Source organism: Shinella sp. NM-101 (assembly GCF_021401195.1).
In the GTDB taxonomy this organism is placed as follows: Bacteria; Pseudomonadota; Alphaproteobacteria; order Rhizobiales; family Rhizobiaceae; genus Shinella.
This window is the reverse complement of sequence record NZ_JACBFT010000009.1, coordinates 100045-115259: the sequence shown is the minus strand read 5'-3', so window position 1 is coordinate 115259 and position 15215 is coordinate 100045. Positions and strand designations below refer to the sequence as shown.

The 15215-nt window shown below is 67.0% G+C and carries 20 protein-coding genes; 10 read left to right on the top strand and 10 right to left on the bottom strand.

Features of this window, described 5'->3' with window-relative positions; all coding sequences use genetic code 11:
• The gene (locus L0976_RS17620) at positions 1 to 522 is read left to right on the top strand and encodes a superoxide dismutase family protein (protein ID WP_234188551.1); all 522 of its coding nucleotides are present in this window, start codon (positions 1 to 3) and stop codon (positions 520 to 522) included.
• A gap of 13 nt (positions 523 to 535) precedes the next feature.
• Here L0976_RS17620 and L0976_RS17615 read toward each other — a convergent pair whose 3' ends face one another.
• Genes L0976_RS17615 through L0976_RS17600 form a run of 4 tightly spaced genes read right to left on the bottom strand, consistent with a single transcriptional unit; the run spans position 536 to position 3517 of the window.
• A complete protein-coding gene (locus L0976_RS17615) occupies positions 536 to 1513 on the bottom strand; it encodes an NAD regulator (RefSeq protein ID WP_234188549.1) in 978 nt (325 codons plus the stop codon).
• The gene (locus L0976_RS17610) at positions 1510 to 2043 is read right to left on the bottom strand and encodes a tyrosine phosphatase family protein (RefSeq protein ID WP_203318480.1); all 534 of its coding nucleotides are present in this window, start codon (positions 2041 to 2043) and stop codon (positions 1510 to 1512) included. The genes L0976_RS17615 and L0976_RS17610 overlap by 4 nt, the downstream gene beginning before the upstream one ends.
• 2 nt (positions 2044 to 2045) lie before the next feature.
• Positions 2046 to 2675, bottom strand: a complete 630-nt coding sequence (locus tag L0976_RS17605) for an HD family hydrolase (protein WP_234188546.1) — start codon at positions 2673 to 2675, stop codon at positions 2046 to 2048.
• A complete protein-coding gene (locus L0976_RS17600) occupies positions 2672 to 3517 on the bottom strand; it encodes a folate-binding protein YgfZ (RefSeq protein WP_234188544.1) in 846 nt (281 codons plus the stop codon). Before L0976_RS17600 ends, L0976_RS17605 begins: the two co-directional genes overlap by 4 nt.
• A gap of 170 nt (positions 3518 to 3687) precedes the next feature.
• Here L0976_RS17600 and L0976_RS17595 point away from each other — a divergent pair, with 170 nt between their 5' ends.
• A complete protein-coding gene (locus tag L0976_RS17595; RefSeq protein ID WP_234188542.1) occupies positions 3688 to 4308 on the top strand; it encodes an amino acid transporter in 621 nt (206 codons plus the stop codon).
• On the opposite strand, the gene L0976_RS17590 is transcribed toward L0976_RS17595, so the two are convergent.
• From L0976_RS17590 to L0976_RS17575, 4 genes are all read right to left on the bottom strand, one after another.
• Positions 4295 to 5062 (bottom strand): hypothetical protein, encoded by a 768-nt coding sequence (locus L0976_RS17590; RefSeq protein ID WP_234188540.1) that lies wholly within the window; start codon positions 5060 to 5062, stop codon positions 4295 to 4297. The genes L0976_RS17595 and L0976_RS17590 overlap by 14 nt on opposite strands.
• Positions 5063 to 5078: 16 nt before the next feature.
• Complete coding sequence (locus L0976_RS17585) at positions 5079 to 5348, bottom strand: hypothetical protein (RefSeq protein ID WP_234188538.1); 270 nt, start codon at positions 5346 to 5348, stop codon at positions 5079 to 5081.
• A 92-nt stretch (positions 5349 to 5440) separates the two neighbouring features.
• Positions 5441 to 5866, bottom strand: a complete 426-nt coding sequence (locus L0976_RS17580) for a TIGR02301 family protein (protein WP_234188537.1) — start codon at positions 5864 to 5866, stop codon at positions 5441 to 5443.
• The gene (locus L0976_RS17575; RefSeq protein ID WP_203318487.1) at positions 5863 to 6297 is read right to left on the bottom strand and encodes an NUDIX domain-containing protein; all 435 of its coding nucleotides are present in this window, start codon (positions 6295 to 6297) and stop codon (positions 5863 to 5865) included. Before L0976_RS17575 ends, L0976_RS17580 begins: the two co-directional genes overlap by 4 nt.
• A gap of 60 nt (positions 6298 to 6357) precedes the next feature.
• Here L0976_RS17575 and L0976_RS17570 point away from each other — a divergent pair, with 60 nt between their 5' ends.
• Positions 6358 to 7131 carry an SOS response-associated peptidase gene (locus L0976_RS17570; protein WP_234188536.1) on the top strand — a complete coding sequence of 258 codons (774 nt, stop codon included), beginning with the start codon at positions 6358 to 6360 and terminating at the stop codon, positions 7129 to 7131.
• 4 nt (positions 7132 to 7135) lie between these two features.
• Here the strand turns inward: L0976_RS17570 and L0976_RS17565 are convergent, their stop codons facing one another.
• The gene (locus L0976_RS17565; RefSeq protein WP_203318489.1) at positions 7136 to 7318 is read right to left on the bottom strand and encodes a hypothetical protein; all 183 of its coding nucleotides are present in this window, start codon (positions 7316 to 7318) and stop codon (positions 7136 to 7138) included.
• A 429-nt stretch (positions 7319 to 7747) separates the two neighbouring features.
• Here L0976_RS17565 and cysS point away from each other — a divergent pair, with 429 nt between their 5' ends.
• The 7 genes from cysS (at position 7748) to rarD (ending at position 14525) form a co-directional block, all read left to right on the top strand.
• The gene (gene cysS, locus L0976_RS17560; protein ID WP_234188535.1) at positions 7748 to 9220 is read left to right on the top strand and encodes a cysteine--tRNA ligase; all 1473 of its coding nucleotides are present in this window, start codon (positions 7748 to 7750) and stop codon (positions 9218 to 9220) included.
• On the top strand, positions 9202 to 9699 hold the full coding sequence (locus tag L0976_RS17555) for a GFA family protein (protein ID WP_370577017.1): 498 nt from the start codon (positions 9202 to 9204) through the stop codon (positions 9697 to 9699). Before cysS ends, L0976_RS17555 begins: the two co-directional genes overlap by 19 nt.
• Positions 9696 to 10193: a GFA family protein gene (locus tag L0976_RS17550; protein WP_234188534.1), complete on the top strand. Its 498-nt coding sequence runs from the start codon at positions 9696 to 9698 to the stop codon at positions 10191 to 10193. Before L0976_RS17555 ends, L0976_RS17550 begins: the two co-directional genes overlap by 4 nt.
• A gap of 127 nt (positions 10194 to 10320) precedes the next feature.
• Positions 10321 to 10803, top strand: coding sequence for a GFA family protein (locus L0976_RS17545; protein ID WP_203318493.1), 483 nt, complete (start codon positions 10321 to 10323; stop codon positions 10801 to 10803).
• Positions 10800 to 11759 (top strand): prolyl aminopeptidase, encoded by a 960-nt coding sequence (gene pip, locus L0976_RS17540; protein WP_234188533.1) that lies wholly within the window; start codon positions 10800 to 10802, stop codon positions 11757 to 11759. The genes L0976_RS17545 and pip overlap by 4 nt, the downstream gene beginning before the upstream one ends.
• A 99-nt stretch (positions 11760 to 11858) precedes the next feature.
• A complete protein-coding gene (gene cimA / locus L0976_RS17535; RefSeq protein WP_203318495.1) occupies positions 11859 to 13472 on the top strand; it encodes a citramalate synthase in 1614 nt (537 codons plus the stop codon).
• 108 nt (positions 13473 to 13580) lie between these two features.
• On the top strand, positions 13581 to 14525 hold the full coding sequence (gene rarD, locus L0976_RS17530; RefSeq protein WP_203318496.1) for an EamA family transporter RarD: 945 nt from the start codon (positions 13581 to 13583) through the stop codon (positions 14523 to 14525).
• A gap of 44 nt (positions 14526 to 14569) precedes the next feature.
• On the opposite strand, the gene L0976_RS17525 is transcribed toward rarD, so the two are convergent.
• The gene (locus L0976_RS17525) at positions 14570 to 15190 is read right to left on the bottom strand and encodes a TIGR00730 family Rossman fold protein (RefSeq protein WP_203318497.1); all 621 of its coding nucleotides are present in this window, start codon (positions 15188 to 15190) and stop codon (positions 14570 to 14572) included.
• Between the last annotated feature and the right edge of the window lie 25 nt (positions 15191 to 15215).

Genomic DNA, 15215 nt, shown 5'->3' with positions numbered 1-15215 from the left:
ATGACGAAGATCGTTGCGCTCGCCATCGCGGCGGGCACCCTCGCGGCGCTCGGCTCTCCAGCCCTCGCGCAGCAGACGAAGAACACGGCGGAGGCCAATTTCGTCGACCGTTCCGGCACGGAGAACGGCCGCGCGCACCTGACCGCCGCAAACGACGGCGTGCTTTTCGAGGTGGAGGTCTCGGGCCTGACGCCGCGCAAATGGGTGGCGCTGCACATCCACGAAACCGGCACCTGCGATCCCGGCGGCGGCCACGAATCGGCCGGCGGCCACTTCAATCCCGACGGGAAGAAGCATGGCTTCGTCGCCGCCGACGGGCCGCATGCCGGCGACCTGCCGAACCAGTATGTCGCCGAGGACGGCGTCCTGCGCGCGCAGATCTATTCGACCATGGTGCGCCTCGACGATGCGGAGCGCGGCATCCGCGGCCGCGCGCTCATCGTCCATGCCGGCTCGGACGACTACCGCACCGATCCGGCCGGTGGCGCGGGCGACCGGCTTGCCTGCGCGGTGATCAAGTAGGCCCCGGACGGGCCTATCGCATCCCCACCTTCAGGCCCGGCGCCGGGCGCTCCTCGAAGATGCGGCGACGGAAGCGGAAGAGTGCGGCGGGCCGCCCCCCGGTGGCCGAGGTGGAGATGCCGGTCGGTTCCACCAGTTCGGCGCCTTCGACGAGCCGGCGGAAATTCTGCTTGTGCAGATGGCGGCCGGAAATCGCCTCGACGGTCGCCTGCAATTCGGTGAGCGTGAACTCCGGCGCCATCAGCTCGAAGATGACAGGGCGGTATTTGAGCTTGCCGCGCAGCCGCGCCATGGCGGTCGCCAGGATGCGGCGATGGTCATGGCGCATCGCCGTGCCTGCCGAAGGCTGGCCGGGCCGGGCGCGTCCGTCGGTCACGGCCTCCTCTGCGATGCCGGCTTCGTAGAGCAGTTCGTACCGCTCCAGCACGCGCTCCTCGTCCCACGGGAAGTCGTCGAGGCCGAAGGCGAGGCGCATGCGGGTGCGCGGGGCGGGCATGGCGCTGGCGCGCTCCTGGCCGACGACGTCCGCGGCCCAGGATTTCAGCGCCGGCAGGATCACCTGGTCGATCACCTGGGGACGCCCCTGCCGCCAGTCTTCCCACGGAAGGTAGCTGTACCAGTCGCGCCACGCCGCTCCCGCCTCCGCAAGCCGTTCGTTCGCCTCGGCGTCGGTGCGCGTCAGCGCGAGATAGCCGACCGAGACCATGTGCGTGCCGGCCTCGTCGGGCGCCTTCTGCCGGCCGCGGTCGCCGAAGGTGTAGAGTTGCTCGATATAGCCGAGCTTGAGCGCGGTCTGCGCCTCCACGCTGGCGCGCAGGCTCGTCTCGAAGGTGCGGTGCTGGTGCGGGTCGAAGGGGCCGAAGGGCAGGGCGTCGCGTGCGTTGGCGCCGTCGCCGCCGATTGCGAGAATGCAAGGGGTGCGGCCGGAAATCGCGACGACCGCCGCGTTGAGGCCGATTTCGACCGGGGGGCGGGCGCCAGTTTGCGTCATGGCTGCGCAGCCTCGGGAACGGCGGAGAAGGCGAAGGGACTGTCGCCGACATAATCCGCCCCGCGCCCGATGGCCTTGACGGCGGCGGCGAGCCGGCCGCCCCGCCCGAGCACATGGTCGCCGATCTCGACCAGCCGCGCATTGGGGGTCGCCTGCACCGAGGCACGGCGCAGGCGCTGCGCGAGAGCGTGGTCGTCTTGGTCCGGCTCCACCGCGAGCGCGGCGATGAGCGCGGCGGCCGGCGAGCGGGAAACGCCCATCATGCAATGGACGAGCAGCGGCGCCTGCCGGTCCCAGCCGCGGGCAAAGCCGATGATCGCCGCCACGTGCTCCTCGCCGGGCGCGACGAGGTTGCCGGTGCCGGCGAAGGCGATGTCGTTGACCCCGACGATCATGTGCCGCCCGGCGGAAATCACCGCGGGCCGGTGAAAATCCTGCTTCGGGGCGACGAGGCTCAGCATCTCGCGGCAGCGGTGGCGCACGGCGAGCTCCGCGATCCTGCCGAGCGGGGCGACGACGATCGTGCCCATGCTCACACCGCCGCGGCGAGGGGACCGCGCTCGCGCTCCAGCGCCTCGAAGCGTTCGGCAAAGCGCTTCTGCGCCTCGACGGCCGGCAGCGGCGCGATGTCCAGCATGGCGAGCGTGATGCCGCGCGGCGCGCCGAAGAACTTCGTGGCCTCCGCATGGGAGAAGCCGGCAAGCTCGGTCGCCTCGAAGAAGGCGGCGACCTGGTCGGCCTTCTTGATCCTGGCCTTCAGCGCGGCAGGCGTGGAGGAGGGCAGGCCGAAGCGCAGGTGCACGGCCGCCTCCAGCCGCTTTTCCACCACCTTGTAGCCGCCGCCGACCACCGCCTTGAAGGGCGAGATCATGTCGCCGATCACATATTCCGGCGCGTCGTGCAGCAGCGCCATCAGGCAGTCGTCCGCGCCGCAGCGGTTCTGGTGGCGGAAGATCGTCTCGACGACCAGCGAATGCTGCGCCACCGAAAAGGCATGGTCGCCGCCCGTCTGGCCGTTCCAGCGCGCGACGCGGGCAAGGCCATGGGCGATGTCGGAAAGCTCGATGTCGAGCGGCGACGGGTTCAGGAGATCGAGGCGGCGGCCGGACAGCATGCGCTGCCAGGCGCGGGGCTGCGTCTTCGCTCGTGCGGCACCGTTCATTGCGCCGGCACCTCGGACGCGTCATCCGGGAAGGCAAGGCCGGTCCACCCCGGAAGCTCGACGGTGACGGGGGCGCCGTCCGCGGTGATCGGCGTGCCGCTGCGGATCGCATCGCCGGCGCGGTCGATGCGCACGATGGCAAGGCCGAGCGCGCCGGAGACGCTGCCGAGCGTCCCTATCGGCTTGCCGCCGGCCAGAAGCTCGATGCCCGTCGCGGGCAACGCGACCTCGCCCTTGACGACGACCGGGCGGCGACGCGCGGTGCCGCGATGATGCATGCGGGAAACGACCTCCTGCCCGACATAGCATCCCGTGCGGAAGGAAACACCGCCGCTGAGGTCGAGCAGCACGTCGTGCGGGAAGGCGTCGGAAAGGGCATAGTCGCGGCCGGCTTCGGGAAGGCCGGCGGTGATGCGCAATACGTCGTAGAGCGTCGCGTCGTCCGCGCCGCCGCCGCCCGCGCGGCGGGAGACGTCGAGGCCCGCCTTGGCAAAGCGTATGTCGCGCGGCGCCCCGTCCTCCGCCCCGTCCCAGGCGACCGTCACCTCGCTGCCCTCGACGACCGCAAGATCGACCGCGGCGCGCAGCTTGTACATGGTCAGCCGCTTGAGGAGCGCGTCGCGCTGGTCCTGCGTCGTCTCCAGCAGGAAGGCCTGCGCACCGTCGCGGCCGATCAGGAAATCGAAGAGGATCTTGCCCTGCGGCGTCAAAAGCGCGCCGGGGCGGATTTCGTCCGCCTGCAGGTCGGGCAGGTTGGTCGTGATGAGCGATTGCAGGAATGTTTCGGCATCCTTGCCGGAAATGCGGAGAAAGGCGCGGCCGGAAAGCGTGACGGAAGGCATGTTTCGATCCAGGTTTCTTGCGCGCCGGCAAGGCCCGGCGCAGGCGGTGCACCATCGCACCCGTTGAAACAGAAGTAGAACGGCCGGGCCGCTTTCGCAAGGTCATGCGCTCTTGCCCGATGGCGCCGGGCCGCTATGAAGGGCCTCCACCGAGACGAGGCTGAAAGACCATGGATACTCCCCCGCCGCTTCCCCATGACGCATGGTCCGCCTGGCATCCGCGCGAACTTGCGCGCCGGCTCGCGGGCGTCCCGCAGCCATGGTGCGTCGTCGGCGGCTGGGCGCTCGATCTCTGGCACGGCGTCGAGACAAGGCCGCACGAGGACCTCGAATTCACCATCCTGCGCGCGGATTTCCCGGCGTTCCGCGCGGTGCTTCCCGACCTGCGCCTCCACGCGGCCGATGACGGCAAGGTGTGGCCGCTTGGGGAAAACGAGACGCCGCCGGCCGGCGTGGCGCAGGTCTGGTGCGCGGATGTGGCGGCGCGCTGCTGGCGTGTGGACATGATGCTGGAGGACGGAACGCCCGAAACCTGGGTCTACAAGCGCGACCCGTCGATCCGCCGCCCGCGCGGCGAGATGGTCCGTCTGACGGAGGAGGGCATTGCCTATCTCGCGCCGGAGGCGATCCTGCTTTTCAAGGCGAAGTACCGGCGCGACAAGGACGAGGCCGATTTCGCCCGCGCGCTGCCGAAGCTGAATGAAGCGGCGCGCGGCTGGCTGCGGGCGGGCATCGCCAGGGCCTGTCCCGACCATGCCTGGCTGGACGTGCTTCCGGTCACTCGCCGGTGACGAAGAACTTCCACTGGCCGTCGGGCGTGATGCCGACGCGGTAGAAATTGTAGCTGCCGAATTCCTGCATTTCGGAATAATCGCCGGCGGTGACGATGCGCAGCAGTTCCACCTTCTCCGGCGGCGTCAGCTTCGCCAGCGGCTTTTCGGCGAAATAGGGCCAGACATACATTTCGTCCGGCGTGCCCTGGCCGACATGGGCAAAGCCGGTCGCCAGCACGTCGAGAAGGATGGCGAGGACCTCGATCCCGTCGGGATCGCCGGACTGGCCCTTGAGCGTCTCGACCGGGCCTTCCTCGCTTTCGACCATGGAGACCTGCGTCTCGGTCACGCCCTTGCCGAGCAGGGGCCGCAGCCGCTCGATGTCGCCGGAGGCGGCCGCCTCGACGATGAGTTCGCGCATGCGGCGCACCGGTTCCGGCGCCTTGGCGATGTCGTGGATGACCTCGACCGGCGGCTGGTCGGCCGAGCTGTCGTCGGCAGGCCCGGTCACCGCGCCGTCGTTGCGAATCAACGGGTCGGGCAAAGGCAACTGGAGGGGGCCGGTCTCTTCTTCCGTCTCGACCGGCGCGGGCTTTTCGTCCTTCGCGGGCTCTTGGCCCTCCGCCGGCTTTTCCTGCACCTGTTCGTGCTTCAACTCGCTGAGGGCGAAGGCCGGGCGCAGGGGAGTAACGAGCATTGTCGCCGCCAGAAGCACCGACAATGCGATGACGCTGCCGCAAGGCAGCTTTTTGCCGTCAGCCGACGTCTGCATGACCTGTCTTTCCAGCCTATTGCAGGATGCGCTCGGGGGAGAATTCTCCAGCCATCATGCGCTCGCGCAGCGAATCGAGCAACGCTTCCGCGCCCTTTTCGCCATGGACGCGGATCGTCTCGCGCAGGGCGAGCGCGATGGCCGCATCGGCGATGATCTCGGCTTCGATGCCATCAGCCATCCCGTCGGCCCAGGCCTCGTTCTGGTATTCCAGAGCGGCCTGCATCTTCTCGTGCACGATCATCTCGTCGATATCGTTGAGAGTAGGTTCCATTGATCGGTCCATGCCAGGCATTCAGTTCTTACTGCACTGTTAACGACCTTAGCAGCCTTTTCCCAAAACGGCACTGGCTGCTGCGAAAACAGGTTAATTAATCCCTAATTTCCGAACCTTGCGGTAATTTCCGTGGCAAGTGTTGCACCTTCGTTACGGTATCTCTCTTCTGCGACAACCGCCGAGTCGGTGCAAGCGGTATAGATGGCCGCGAAGGAGCGGTATCCACGGTTGAATGCGGCGGTCAGCTTTTCCTGCCGCTTCGGTTCCTTCGCCGCTTCCAGCTCGATGATGCGCTGCATGGCGGCGCGCCAGTTGTCCTCCGCCTTGCCCGCACAGAGATTGCGCAGGTAATGCACCGCGCCGAGGATTTCCGAAAGCCGCTCCAGCCGCTCGTCATAGGGCGCCGGCTTCTCCTCGACGGGGGCCGCGGCGGGCGTTTCCGTGCCGGCGGCCGGCTTCGCCTTCTGGGCAAGGGCGGGGCCGGCAAGGGCAAGGCTTGCGATCAGCGCGAGGCGAATCAGCTTCATGCGGCAGGCCCCAGCCGTTCGGCCTCCAGCCGGGCGATGCATTCGCGCACGCTGTCGGGCGCGGGAAGGCCCGCGATCTCCTCGGCGGTATACCAACCCACCCCCGCCGCGTCGTCCGAGGCGACGGCGACCGCATTCCGGTCGGCCTTTACCTTGAAGACGGAGAGGAAGAAGGAGGGGCTGCCGGGACCGTCCTCGCGGCCGGGCAGGTCGTAGGTCGCGAAAAGCACGGGCTTTTCGGCGCGGATGCCGGTTTCCTCGAAGAGTTCGCGCAGCGCCGTCTCGGCCGGCGTCTCGCCGTCCTCGCCGCGCCCGCCGGGAAAGGCATACATGGCGTCCGACGGCGGCTTGCTGCGCAGCACCAGCAGGTAGCGCCCGTCGCGCTCGATGACGGCGGAGGAGGCGGGCTGGGGTCTTCTGGATGTCTTCATCGCTGTCCGGCTCGGTTGCGCTTCATTGACCCCTTATAGGCAAAGTGCGATGACGACGCCATGTGTGGACGATATGCATTGCTGGCCAAGACGGATCTCGCCGAAGCGTATTTCGATCTTGCGGAACTGGACGACCTGCCGGAGCGCTACAACATCGCGCCGACGCAGCCGATCCTCGTCGTCGTCGCCGGCGAAAGGCAGGCGCCCGGCAGCAACCTGCCGGAGCGCAGGGCGATGCTGGTGCGCTGGGGCTTCATGCCCGGCTGGGTGAAGGACCCCCGCGAATTCCCGCTTTTGATCAACGCGCGCGCCGAAACGGCGATCGGCAAGGCCTCTTTCAAGGCCGCCATGCGCCACCGGCGCATCCTCGTGCCGGCCTCCGGCTTCTTCGAGTGGCGGCGGCCGGCGGAGAAGGGCGCGAAGGCGCAGGCCTACTTCATCCGCCCGCGGAAGGGCGCGATCGTCGCCTTCGCCGGCCTGATGGAGACCTGGTCTTCGGCGGACGGTTCCGAGGTCGATACCGGGGCGATCCTGACGACGGCGGCGAACAGCGACATTTCCCGCATCCACGACCGCATGCCGGTCGTCATCCGCCCGGAGGATTTTTCCCGCTGGCTCGACTGCAAGACGCAGGAGCCGCGCGACGTCGCGGACCTCATGAAGCCCATCGACGACGGCTTCTTCGAGGCGATCCCGGTTTCCGACAGGGTGAACAAGGTCGCCAATATGGGACCCGACATCCTCGATCCCGTCGAGGAGCGTGCCGAGGAGGCGCCGGAAAAGAACAAGGGCGCAGAAGCGCCCCCATCGTCGGATCAGCTTTCGCTTTTCTGATCGCCTATTCGTAAAGCGACTGCAGGACCGGCGGCAGGTCGCGTTCGCGGCGCGGGTCCGTGCACTTCACCTCGGGCTTGCACTGCGTGGCGGCCACGACGGCGCGCAGGCCGAGCGGCTTGTAGCGCGCCTGCAAGGTCTCGGCGGCGGCACCGGTTTGTGCGGGTTGTTTCTTTGCGGTTGGCATTCTCACTCTCCTGACGTGTCGTTCTCAGGCGGCCCCGTATGATTCCCCCGGTTTGCCCCTGACGACCTATGCATTTACCGGACCCTTTCGGCCAAATTCTGCTCAAATTTTGATCGCTCTGCGGCGAAGGCGCCGAATGACGGGGTTTGACGATCAACAATTATGACCGGCGGACATATCGCGCACCGGGCGTGAGGCTGCCTCCCATGGCCGTAACGGGCCGAAAGGACAGGATTTTCGTCGCCTGGCCTTCGCGCCCGCTTGACCGCAGGCCCGCGCGGCGCGATAAAGCAGGCCATGAAAACGGTACTCTGCATTCGCCGGAGCATTATTCGCTAGCGCACGCGCTGGCCCGGCCGTTTTCGTCCCTCAAAATCCCCGGATGACAACGACCCGGCCAGCCGGGTGCATGCATTTTGGGAGATTTCCATGGCCGAAAAGCCGGTCCTGACGCTGTACAACACGCTCACGCGCTCGAAGGAGCCCTTCGCTCCCATCGATCCCGACAACGTGCGCATGTATGTCTGCGGCCCGACGGTCTACGACTTCGCCCATATCGGCAATGCGCGGCCGGTCATCGTCTTCGACGTGCTCTACCGCCTGCTGCGCCATGTCTATGGCGAAGCCCACGTCACCTATGCCCGCAACATCACGGACGTCGACGACAAGATCAACGCCCGGGCGCTGCGCGATTTCGGCGGCGAGATCGAAAGCGGCGCCCTGTCGCTGAACGAGGCGATCCGCCGGGTGACGGAGAAGACGGCCAACCAGTTCCATTCCGACATCGCCACGCTCGGCGCCATGCCGCCGACCCACGAGCCGCGCGCCACCGAATTCGTGCAGCCGCGCGAGGACGGCAAGGCGGACATGATCACCCTGATTCAGCGTCTCATCGAACGTGGCCATGCCTATGAAACCAATGGCGAAGTGCTGTTCGACACCGGTTCGATGGCCGATTACGGCCAGCTCTCCAGGCGCAATCTCGACGAACAGCAGGCCGGCGCCCGCGTCGCCGTCGACGTGCACAAGAAGAGCCCCGGCGACTTCGTGCTCTGGAAGCTCTCCTCGCCGGAAGAGCCCGGCTGGGATTCGCCTTGGGGCCAAGAGGCGTGGAAGGCCGCAGGCCTGACAGGGAAACCAAAGGGCCGGCCCGGCTGGCATATCGAGTGCTCGGCCATGTCGGCCGCCTATCTCGGCGAGGTCTTCGACATCCATGGCGGCGGGCTCGACCTGATCTTCCCGCACCACGAGAACGAGATCGCCCAGTCGCGCTGCGCCCATGGCACGAAGGTCATGGCGAATGTCTGGATGCACAACGGCTTCGTGCAGGTCGAAGGCCGCAAGATGTCGAAGTCGGAAGGCAACTTCGTCACGATCTACGAACTGCTGCACGAGGAGAAGTTCGGCGGCCGCAAATGGCCGGGCGAGGTGCTGCGCCTCGCCATGCTGATGACGCATTACCGCGAGCCGATCGACTTCTCCGTCAAGCGGCTGGAGGAGGCCGAGCGCCTTCTCTCCAAGTGGCCGGCCGGCGGCGATCCGGCGGAAGGAAGGGTGGACCAGTCGGTGCTCGCGCCGCTCTTCGACGACCTCAACACGGTCGGCGCCGTGCAGGCTTTGCACGCGCTCGCCCAATGCGCCAACAACGACCCGCTGATGCTACCGGTCTTCGCCGCCAGTGCCCGGCTCCTCGGCGTTGAGCCGAGGAAGGCCGAGGTCTCGAAGGCGCTGGAGGAGAGCATCGACTCGATCATCCAGCTCCGCCTCGAAATGCTGAAGGCGAAGAACTTCACTGAAGCCGACAGGATCCGCGACGACCTTTCCGCCAAGGGCATCCAGCTGAAAGACGGCAAGGACCCGGCGACGGGCGAGCGCGTGACGACGTGGGAGGTGAAGAGGTGACCACGCCCTTCTACACCGGTGGATGCCAGTGCGGCGCCGTGCGCTTTCATGTCGAGGGCGCGCTTGGCGATGCGTCGGTCTGTCATTGCCGGATGTGCCAGAAGGCGAGCGGGAACTTCTATCTGCCGCTGGTTTCGGTCAGCGGCGCGAAGCTGACATGGACGCGCGGCGCGCCGAAGCGCTTCAAGTCCTCCAACCACGGCCATCGCGGCTTCTGCGCCGAATGCGGCACGCCGCTGACCTATGAGGCGCCGGACGGCGTGGCGCTGACCATCGCCGCCTTCGACGATCCCGCCGAAATCGCCCCGCGCATCCAGTGGGGCATCGAGGCGAAGCTGCCCTATGTCGACACGATCCGCGACCTGCCCGGCGAGGACACGATGGCCGACCAGGACGCTGCGTCCTTCCTCGCCGATCTCGTCTCCTACCAGCACCCCGACCACGATACCGACGAATGGCCGCCGGAGCGCGCGTCATGAGCATCTCGCGCATCTATACCGGCGGCTGCCAGTGCGGCGCGGTGCGCTATCGCGTCGAGGGCACGCTCGGCGATCCGCATCTGTGCCATTGCCGCATGTGCCAGAAGGCGGCCGGCAACTATTTCCTGCCGCTCGCCAATGCCCCGCGCGAGCGCTTCGCCATCACCCGCGGCGAGCCGGGCTGGTTCCGGTCGTCGCAGATCGTGCGCCGCGGCTTCTGCCGCGATTGCGGCACGCCGCTCTTCTACGACGCCCTTGCCGCCGACCATGTCAATGTGACGCTCGGCTCGCTCGACGACCCGGACGACGTGCGCCCCATCGCGCAGGCCGGCGTCGAATCGCGCGTCGTCTGGTTCGCGCAACTCGCCCGGCTGCCGGAGCACGAAAGCAATGAAGGAGAGGGCGGCGAGGCGCGGCATGTGAGGATCCGCGATACGAACCGCCAGCATCCCGACTACGACACCGATCACTGGCCCCCGGAGGGTTCCGTATGAGCGATCCGAAACCCGAACTCGGCTTTCCCCGCAGATGGCTCTATTTCATCGCCGGCAAGCTGATCCTCATCACGGCCGTCGTGATCGCCGTCGTCGTCTATTCCACCTATCGCTGAAGGAGCCTGCCATGACCACGCAACAGGAAGGGATCAGGACCGGCGGCTGCCAGTGCGGCGCCGTGCGCTTCCGCATCAAGGGCGGGCTCGGCCGCCCGTCGATCTGCCATTGCCGCATGTGCCAGAAGCAGTTCGGCGGCTTCTTCGGCCCGCTCGTCACGGTCAAGGGCGAGGCGGAGTGGACCCGCGAGGAGCCCGCCTATTTCCAGTCCTCGGTCAACATCGCCCGCGGCTTCTGCCGGAACTGCGGCACGCCGCTGACCTACAGGCATCCGGGCGGGCTGGAAATCGCCATCGGCGCCTTCGACGACCGCAGCGATCTCGCCCCGCAGGTCCAGGTCAATTACGGCGCGCGCCTTCCCTGGGTCGAGACGATCTTCTCCGCGCCCGTCCATGAAGACCCGGATTATTACAGCCAGCAGGAGGCGATCATCTCCTTCCAGCACCCCGATCACGAAACCGAAAACTGGCCTGCCCACGGAATGAAGCTATGAGCGAAACCCTGCGTACCCTCTATCCCGAGATCGAACCCTATGCCTCGGGCCACCTGGACGTCGGCGACGGACATGTCGTCTACTGGGAACGGGCCGGCACGCCGGGCGCCAAGCCCGCGGTCTTCCTGCATGGCGGCCCGGGCGGCACGATCTCGCCGAGCCATCGCCGGCTGTTCGATCCGAAGCTCTACGACGTCACGCTGTTCGACCAGCGCGGCTGCGGCAAGTCCACGCCGCATGCGACGCTGGAAGCCAACACCACCTGGCACCTGGTCGCCGACATCGAGCGGCTGCGCGAGATGGCGGGCGTGGAAAAGTGGCTGGTCTTCGGCGGCTCCTGGGGTTCGACCCTGGCGCTCGCCTATGCGGAAAAATATCCCGAGCGCGTCTCCGAGCTCGTGCTTCGCGGCATCTACATGCTCACGAAGGCCGAACTCGACTGGTACTACCAGTTCGGCGTTTCGGAGATGTTCCCGGACAAATGGGAGCGTTTCATTGCGCCCATCCCGCCGGAAGAGCGCCACGAGATGATGCAAGCCTACCATCGCCGCCTGACCAGCGACGACAAGGCGACGCGCATCGCCGCGGCGAGGGCCTGGAGCCTGTGGGAAGGCGAAACGATCACGCTCCTGCCGGAGCCGGCGACGAGCGACCGCTTCGGCGAGGACGAATTCGCCGACGCCTTCGCCCGCATCGAGAACCATTTCTTCGTCAATGCCGGCTGGATGGAGGAGGGGCAGTTGCTGCGCGACGCGCACCGGCTGCATGGCATTCCCGGCCTCATCGTGCACGGCCGCTACGACATGCCGTGCCCGGCGAAGAACGCCTGGGCGCTGCACAAGGCCTGGCCGGACGCCGAGTTCTATCTCGTCGAAGGGGCGGGCCACGCCTATTCCGAACCCGGCATCCTCGACCGCCTGATCTACGCGACCGACACGTTCGCCGGTAAAGTTTGAGAGATTGCCCCTCACCCTGACCTTCTCCCCGCAGGCGGGGAGAAGGTCAGGGTGAGGGGCGGATTTGAAGTGCCTGGACCGTTCCCAGGGAGGGAACCGATGAAAGACCGTATCTACCTTTTCGACACCACGCTTCGCGACGGCCAGCAGACGCCGGGCATCGACTTTTCCGTCGAGGACAAGATCGCCATCGCCGCCATGCTGGACGCGTTCGGCCTGGACTATGTCGAGGGCGGCTATCCGGGCGCCAACCCCACCGATACGGCCTTCTTCGCGAAGAAACGCACCGGCCGCGCGAAATTCGTCGCCTTCGGCATGACGAAGCGCGCCGGCATCTCCGCCTCCAACGATCCCGGCCTCGCCGCGCTCCTCGATTCCCGCAGCGACGCGATCTGTCTCGTCGCCAAGAGCTGGGACTATCACGTGCGCGTCGCGCTCGGCTGTTCCAACGAGGAGAACCTCGAAAGCATTGCCGAATCCGTGAAGGCCGTGGTGGCCTCGGGCCGCGAAGCCATGATCGACTGCGAACATTTCTTCGACGGCTACAAGGCGAACCCGGATTATGCGCTGGCCTGTGCCACGACCGCCTTTTCCTCCGGCGCGCGCTGGGTGGTGCTCTGCGACACCAATGGCGGCACGCAGCCCTCCGAGGTGCAGGCCATCGTGAAGGCGGTGATCGCCGCCGGCGTGCCGGGCGAGAACCTCGGCATCCACGCCCACAACGACACCGGGCAGGCCGTCGCCAATTCGCTCGCCGCCGTCGAGGCGGGCGTGCGCCAGGTCCAGGGCACGCTCAACGGCATCGGCGAGCGTTGCGGCAACGCCAACCTCGTCACGCTCGTGCCGACGCTCGCGCTCAAGGAAGCCTATAACGGGCGCTTCGAGACCGGCATCGACACGGAAAAGCTGACCGGCCTCACCCAGCTCGCCCACACATTCGACGAGCTGCTCAACCGCTCGCCCGACCACCAGGCGCCCTATGTCGGCGCTTCCGCCTTTGCCACCAAGGCCGGCATCCATGCCTCCGCGCTGCTCAAGGACCCGCGCACCTACGAGCATGTCACGCCGGAAAGCGTCGGCAACCTGCGCAAGGTCATGGTGTCGGACCAGGGCGGCAAGGCGAATTTCATCAACGCGCTGAAGCTGCGCGGCATCACGGTCGCCAGGGACGATCCGAAGCTCGACCGCCTCATCCAGATCGTCAAGGAGCGCGAGGCGACGGGCTATGCCTATGAGGGCGCGGATGCCAGCTTCGCGCTGCTCGCCTACCGCACGCTCGGCACCGTGCCGGATTTCTTCCATGTCGAAAGCTTCCGCGTCATGGTCGAGCGCCGCTATGACGCCAACGGCCAGCTCAAGACGGTGTCCGAGGCGGTCGTGCGGGTGATCGTCGACGGCGAGACCATGATGTCCGTCGCCGAGGGCCACGGCCCCGTCAACGCGCTCGACCTTGCGCTTCGCAAGGACCTCGGCAAGTACCAGGCCGAGATCGCCGACCTGGAACTGGCGGACTACAAGGTGCGCATCCTCAACGGCGGCACCGGGGCCATCACCCGCGTCCTCATCGAATCGACCGATGCGTCGGGCGCCCGCTGGTGGACCGTCGGCGTCTCCGACAACATTATCGACGCCTCCTTCCAGGCGCTGATGGATTCGATCGTCTACAAGCTGCTGAAGAACCGCGGCGAGGCGGGGCGGGCGGCGGCGGAATAGGGGCGAGGTTCAGCGCCCTTCATCCTCCCTTCACGGGAATGAATTGGTGCATTCACCGCCATTGGGGTAGGACGACGGAAATCCGGGACATCGACGGGAAGTGACACCATGGCCGACGCAAATTCCTCCAGCGGCCCCGAAACGGGCGATTCGCCGCGCGGCTTCGCCTTTGCGCTTGCAGCCTATCTGCTGTGGGGCTTCCTGCCCTTCTTCATGAAGGCGGTTGCCCATATTCCCGCCTCCGAAGTGGTGGCCCACCGCATCGTCTGGTCGGTGCCGCTGGCCGGCCTCGTGCTGGTCTGGCTCGGCCGCACGGCCGACATAAAGGCGGCGCTGCGCTCGCCGCGCATGCTGGCCATGGCGACGCTGACGGCGGTGCTGATCACCGTCAACTGGGGTATCTATGTCTGGGCCATCGGTGCCGGCCGGGCCATCGAGACGGCGCTCGGCTACTATATCAACCCGCTCTTCTCGGTCTTCCTCGGCGCGGTGCTGCTGAAGGAAAAGCTCGGCAAGGCGCAGATGGTGGCCATCGCGCTCGCCGCCTGCGCGGTGGCGATCCTCGCCTTCGACGCCGGCGGGCTGCCGTGGGTGTCGATCGGCCTCTGCTTCTCCTGGGGTTTCTACGCCTTCTTCCGCAAGACGCTGCCGGTCGGCCCCAACCAGGGCTTCTTCCTGGAGGTGCTGCTGCTCAGCGTGCCGGCGCTCGCCTATGTGGTCTGGCTCGAGGCGACGGGGCAGGGGCATTTCGGCGACACGGGCATGGCCGACATGCTCTGGCTGCTCGCCTGCGGCATCGTCACCGCCGTGCCGCTGATGATCTACGCCAACGGCGCGAAGCTCCTGCGTCTGTCGACCATCGGCATCATGCAGTATATCGCTCCGACGATGATCTTCTTCATCGCCGTCTTCGCCTTCGGCGAACCCTTCGGCACCACCAAGCTCATCGCCTTCGCCTTCATCTGGGCGGCGCTCTTCATCTATTCCGGATCGATGCTGCACACGGCGCGGGCAAGGCGCCTTGCGGCGGCGGAGTTGAAGCCGGCGGAATAGCAAGGGGCAGGGAATGCCTCGGGGCGAGCCCGAGGCAGGGGCGCCTAGAGCCGCGCGATGATCTCGGCTTCGCCTTCGCGGTCGATCTGGCCGGCCCAGTGGTCGAGGAGGGTGCTGACGATCTCCTCCGGCTCGTCGATGACGACCGGCTGGACGAGGTGGGCGGTGTGGATGAAGCCCTCGTCGGCCATGTGGCGGATGAGCTTCAGCATCGGGTCCCAGAAGCCGCCGACATTGGCGAAGACCATCGGCTTCCGGTGCCGGCCGAGCTGCGCCCAGGTCATCACCTCGACGATCTCCTCCAGCGTGCCGATGCCGCCGGGCAGCGCCACGAAGGCGTCGGCGCGGTCGAACATCTTGTGCTTGCGCTCGTGCATGTCGGGCGTGACGATCAGTTCGCTGAGCTGGCCGAGCGAATGACGCGTGGCCTCCATATCCACGAGGAATTGCGGTATGATGCCGGTGACGCGCCCGCCATGCGAGAGCACGCCGCTGGCGACGGCCCCCATGATGCCCTTGGTCCCGCCGCCATAGACGAGCCGGAGGTGGTTTTCCGCCATCGCCTTGCCGAGTCGCCGACCGGCGGCGATATAGGCGGAATCACGGCCTGGCTGGGAACCGCAGTAAACGCAGACGGATCGAATCGGCATGTTTTGTTCGCTCATGGCGCGATTCAGACACCCGCCCGCC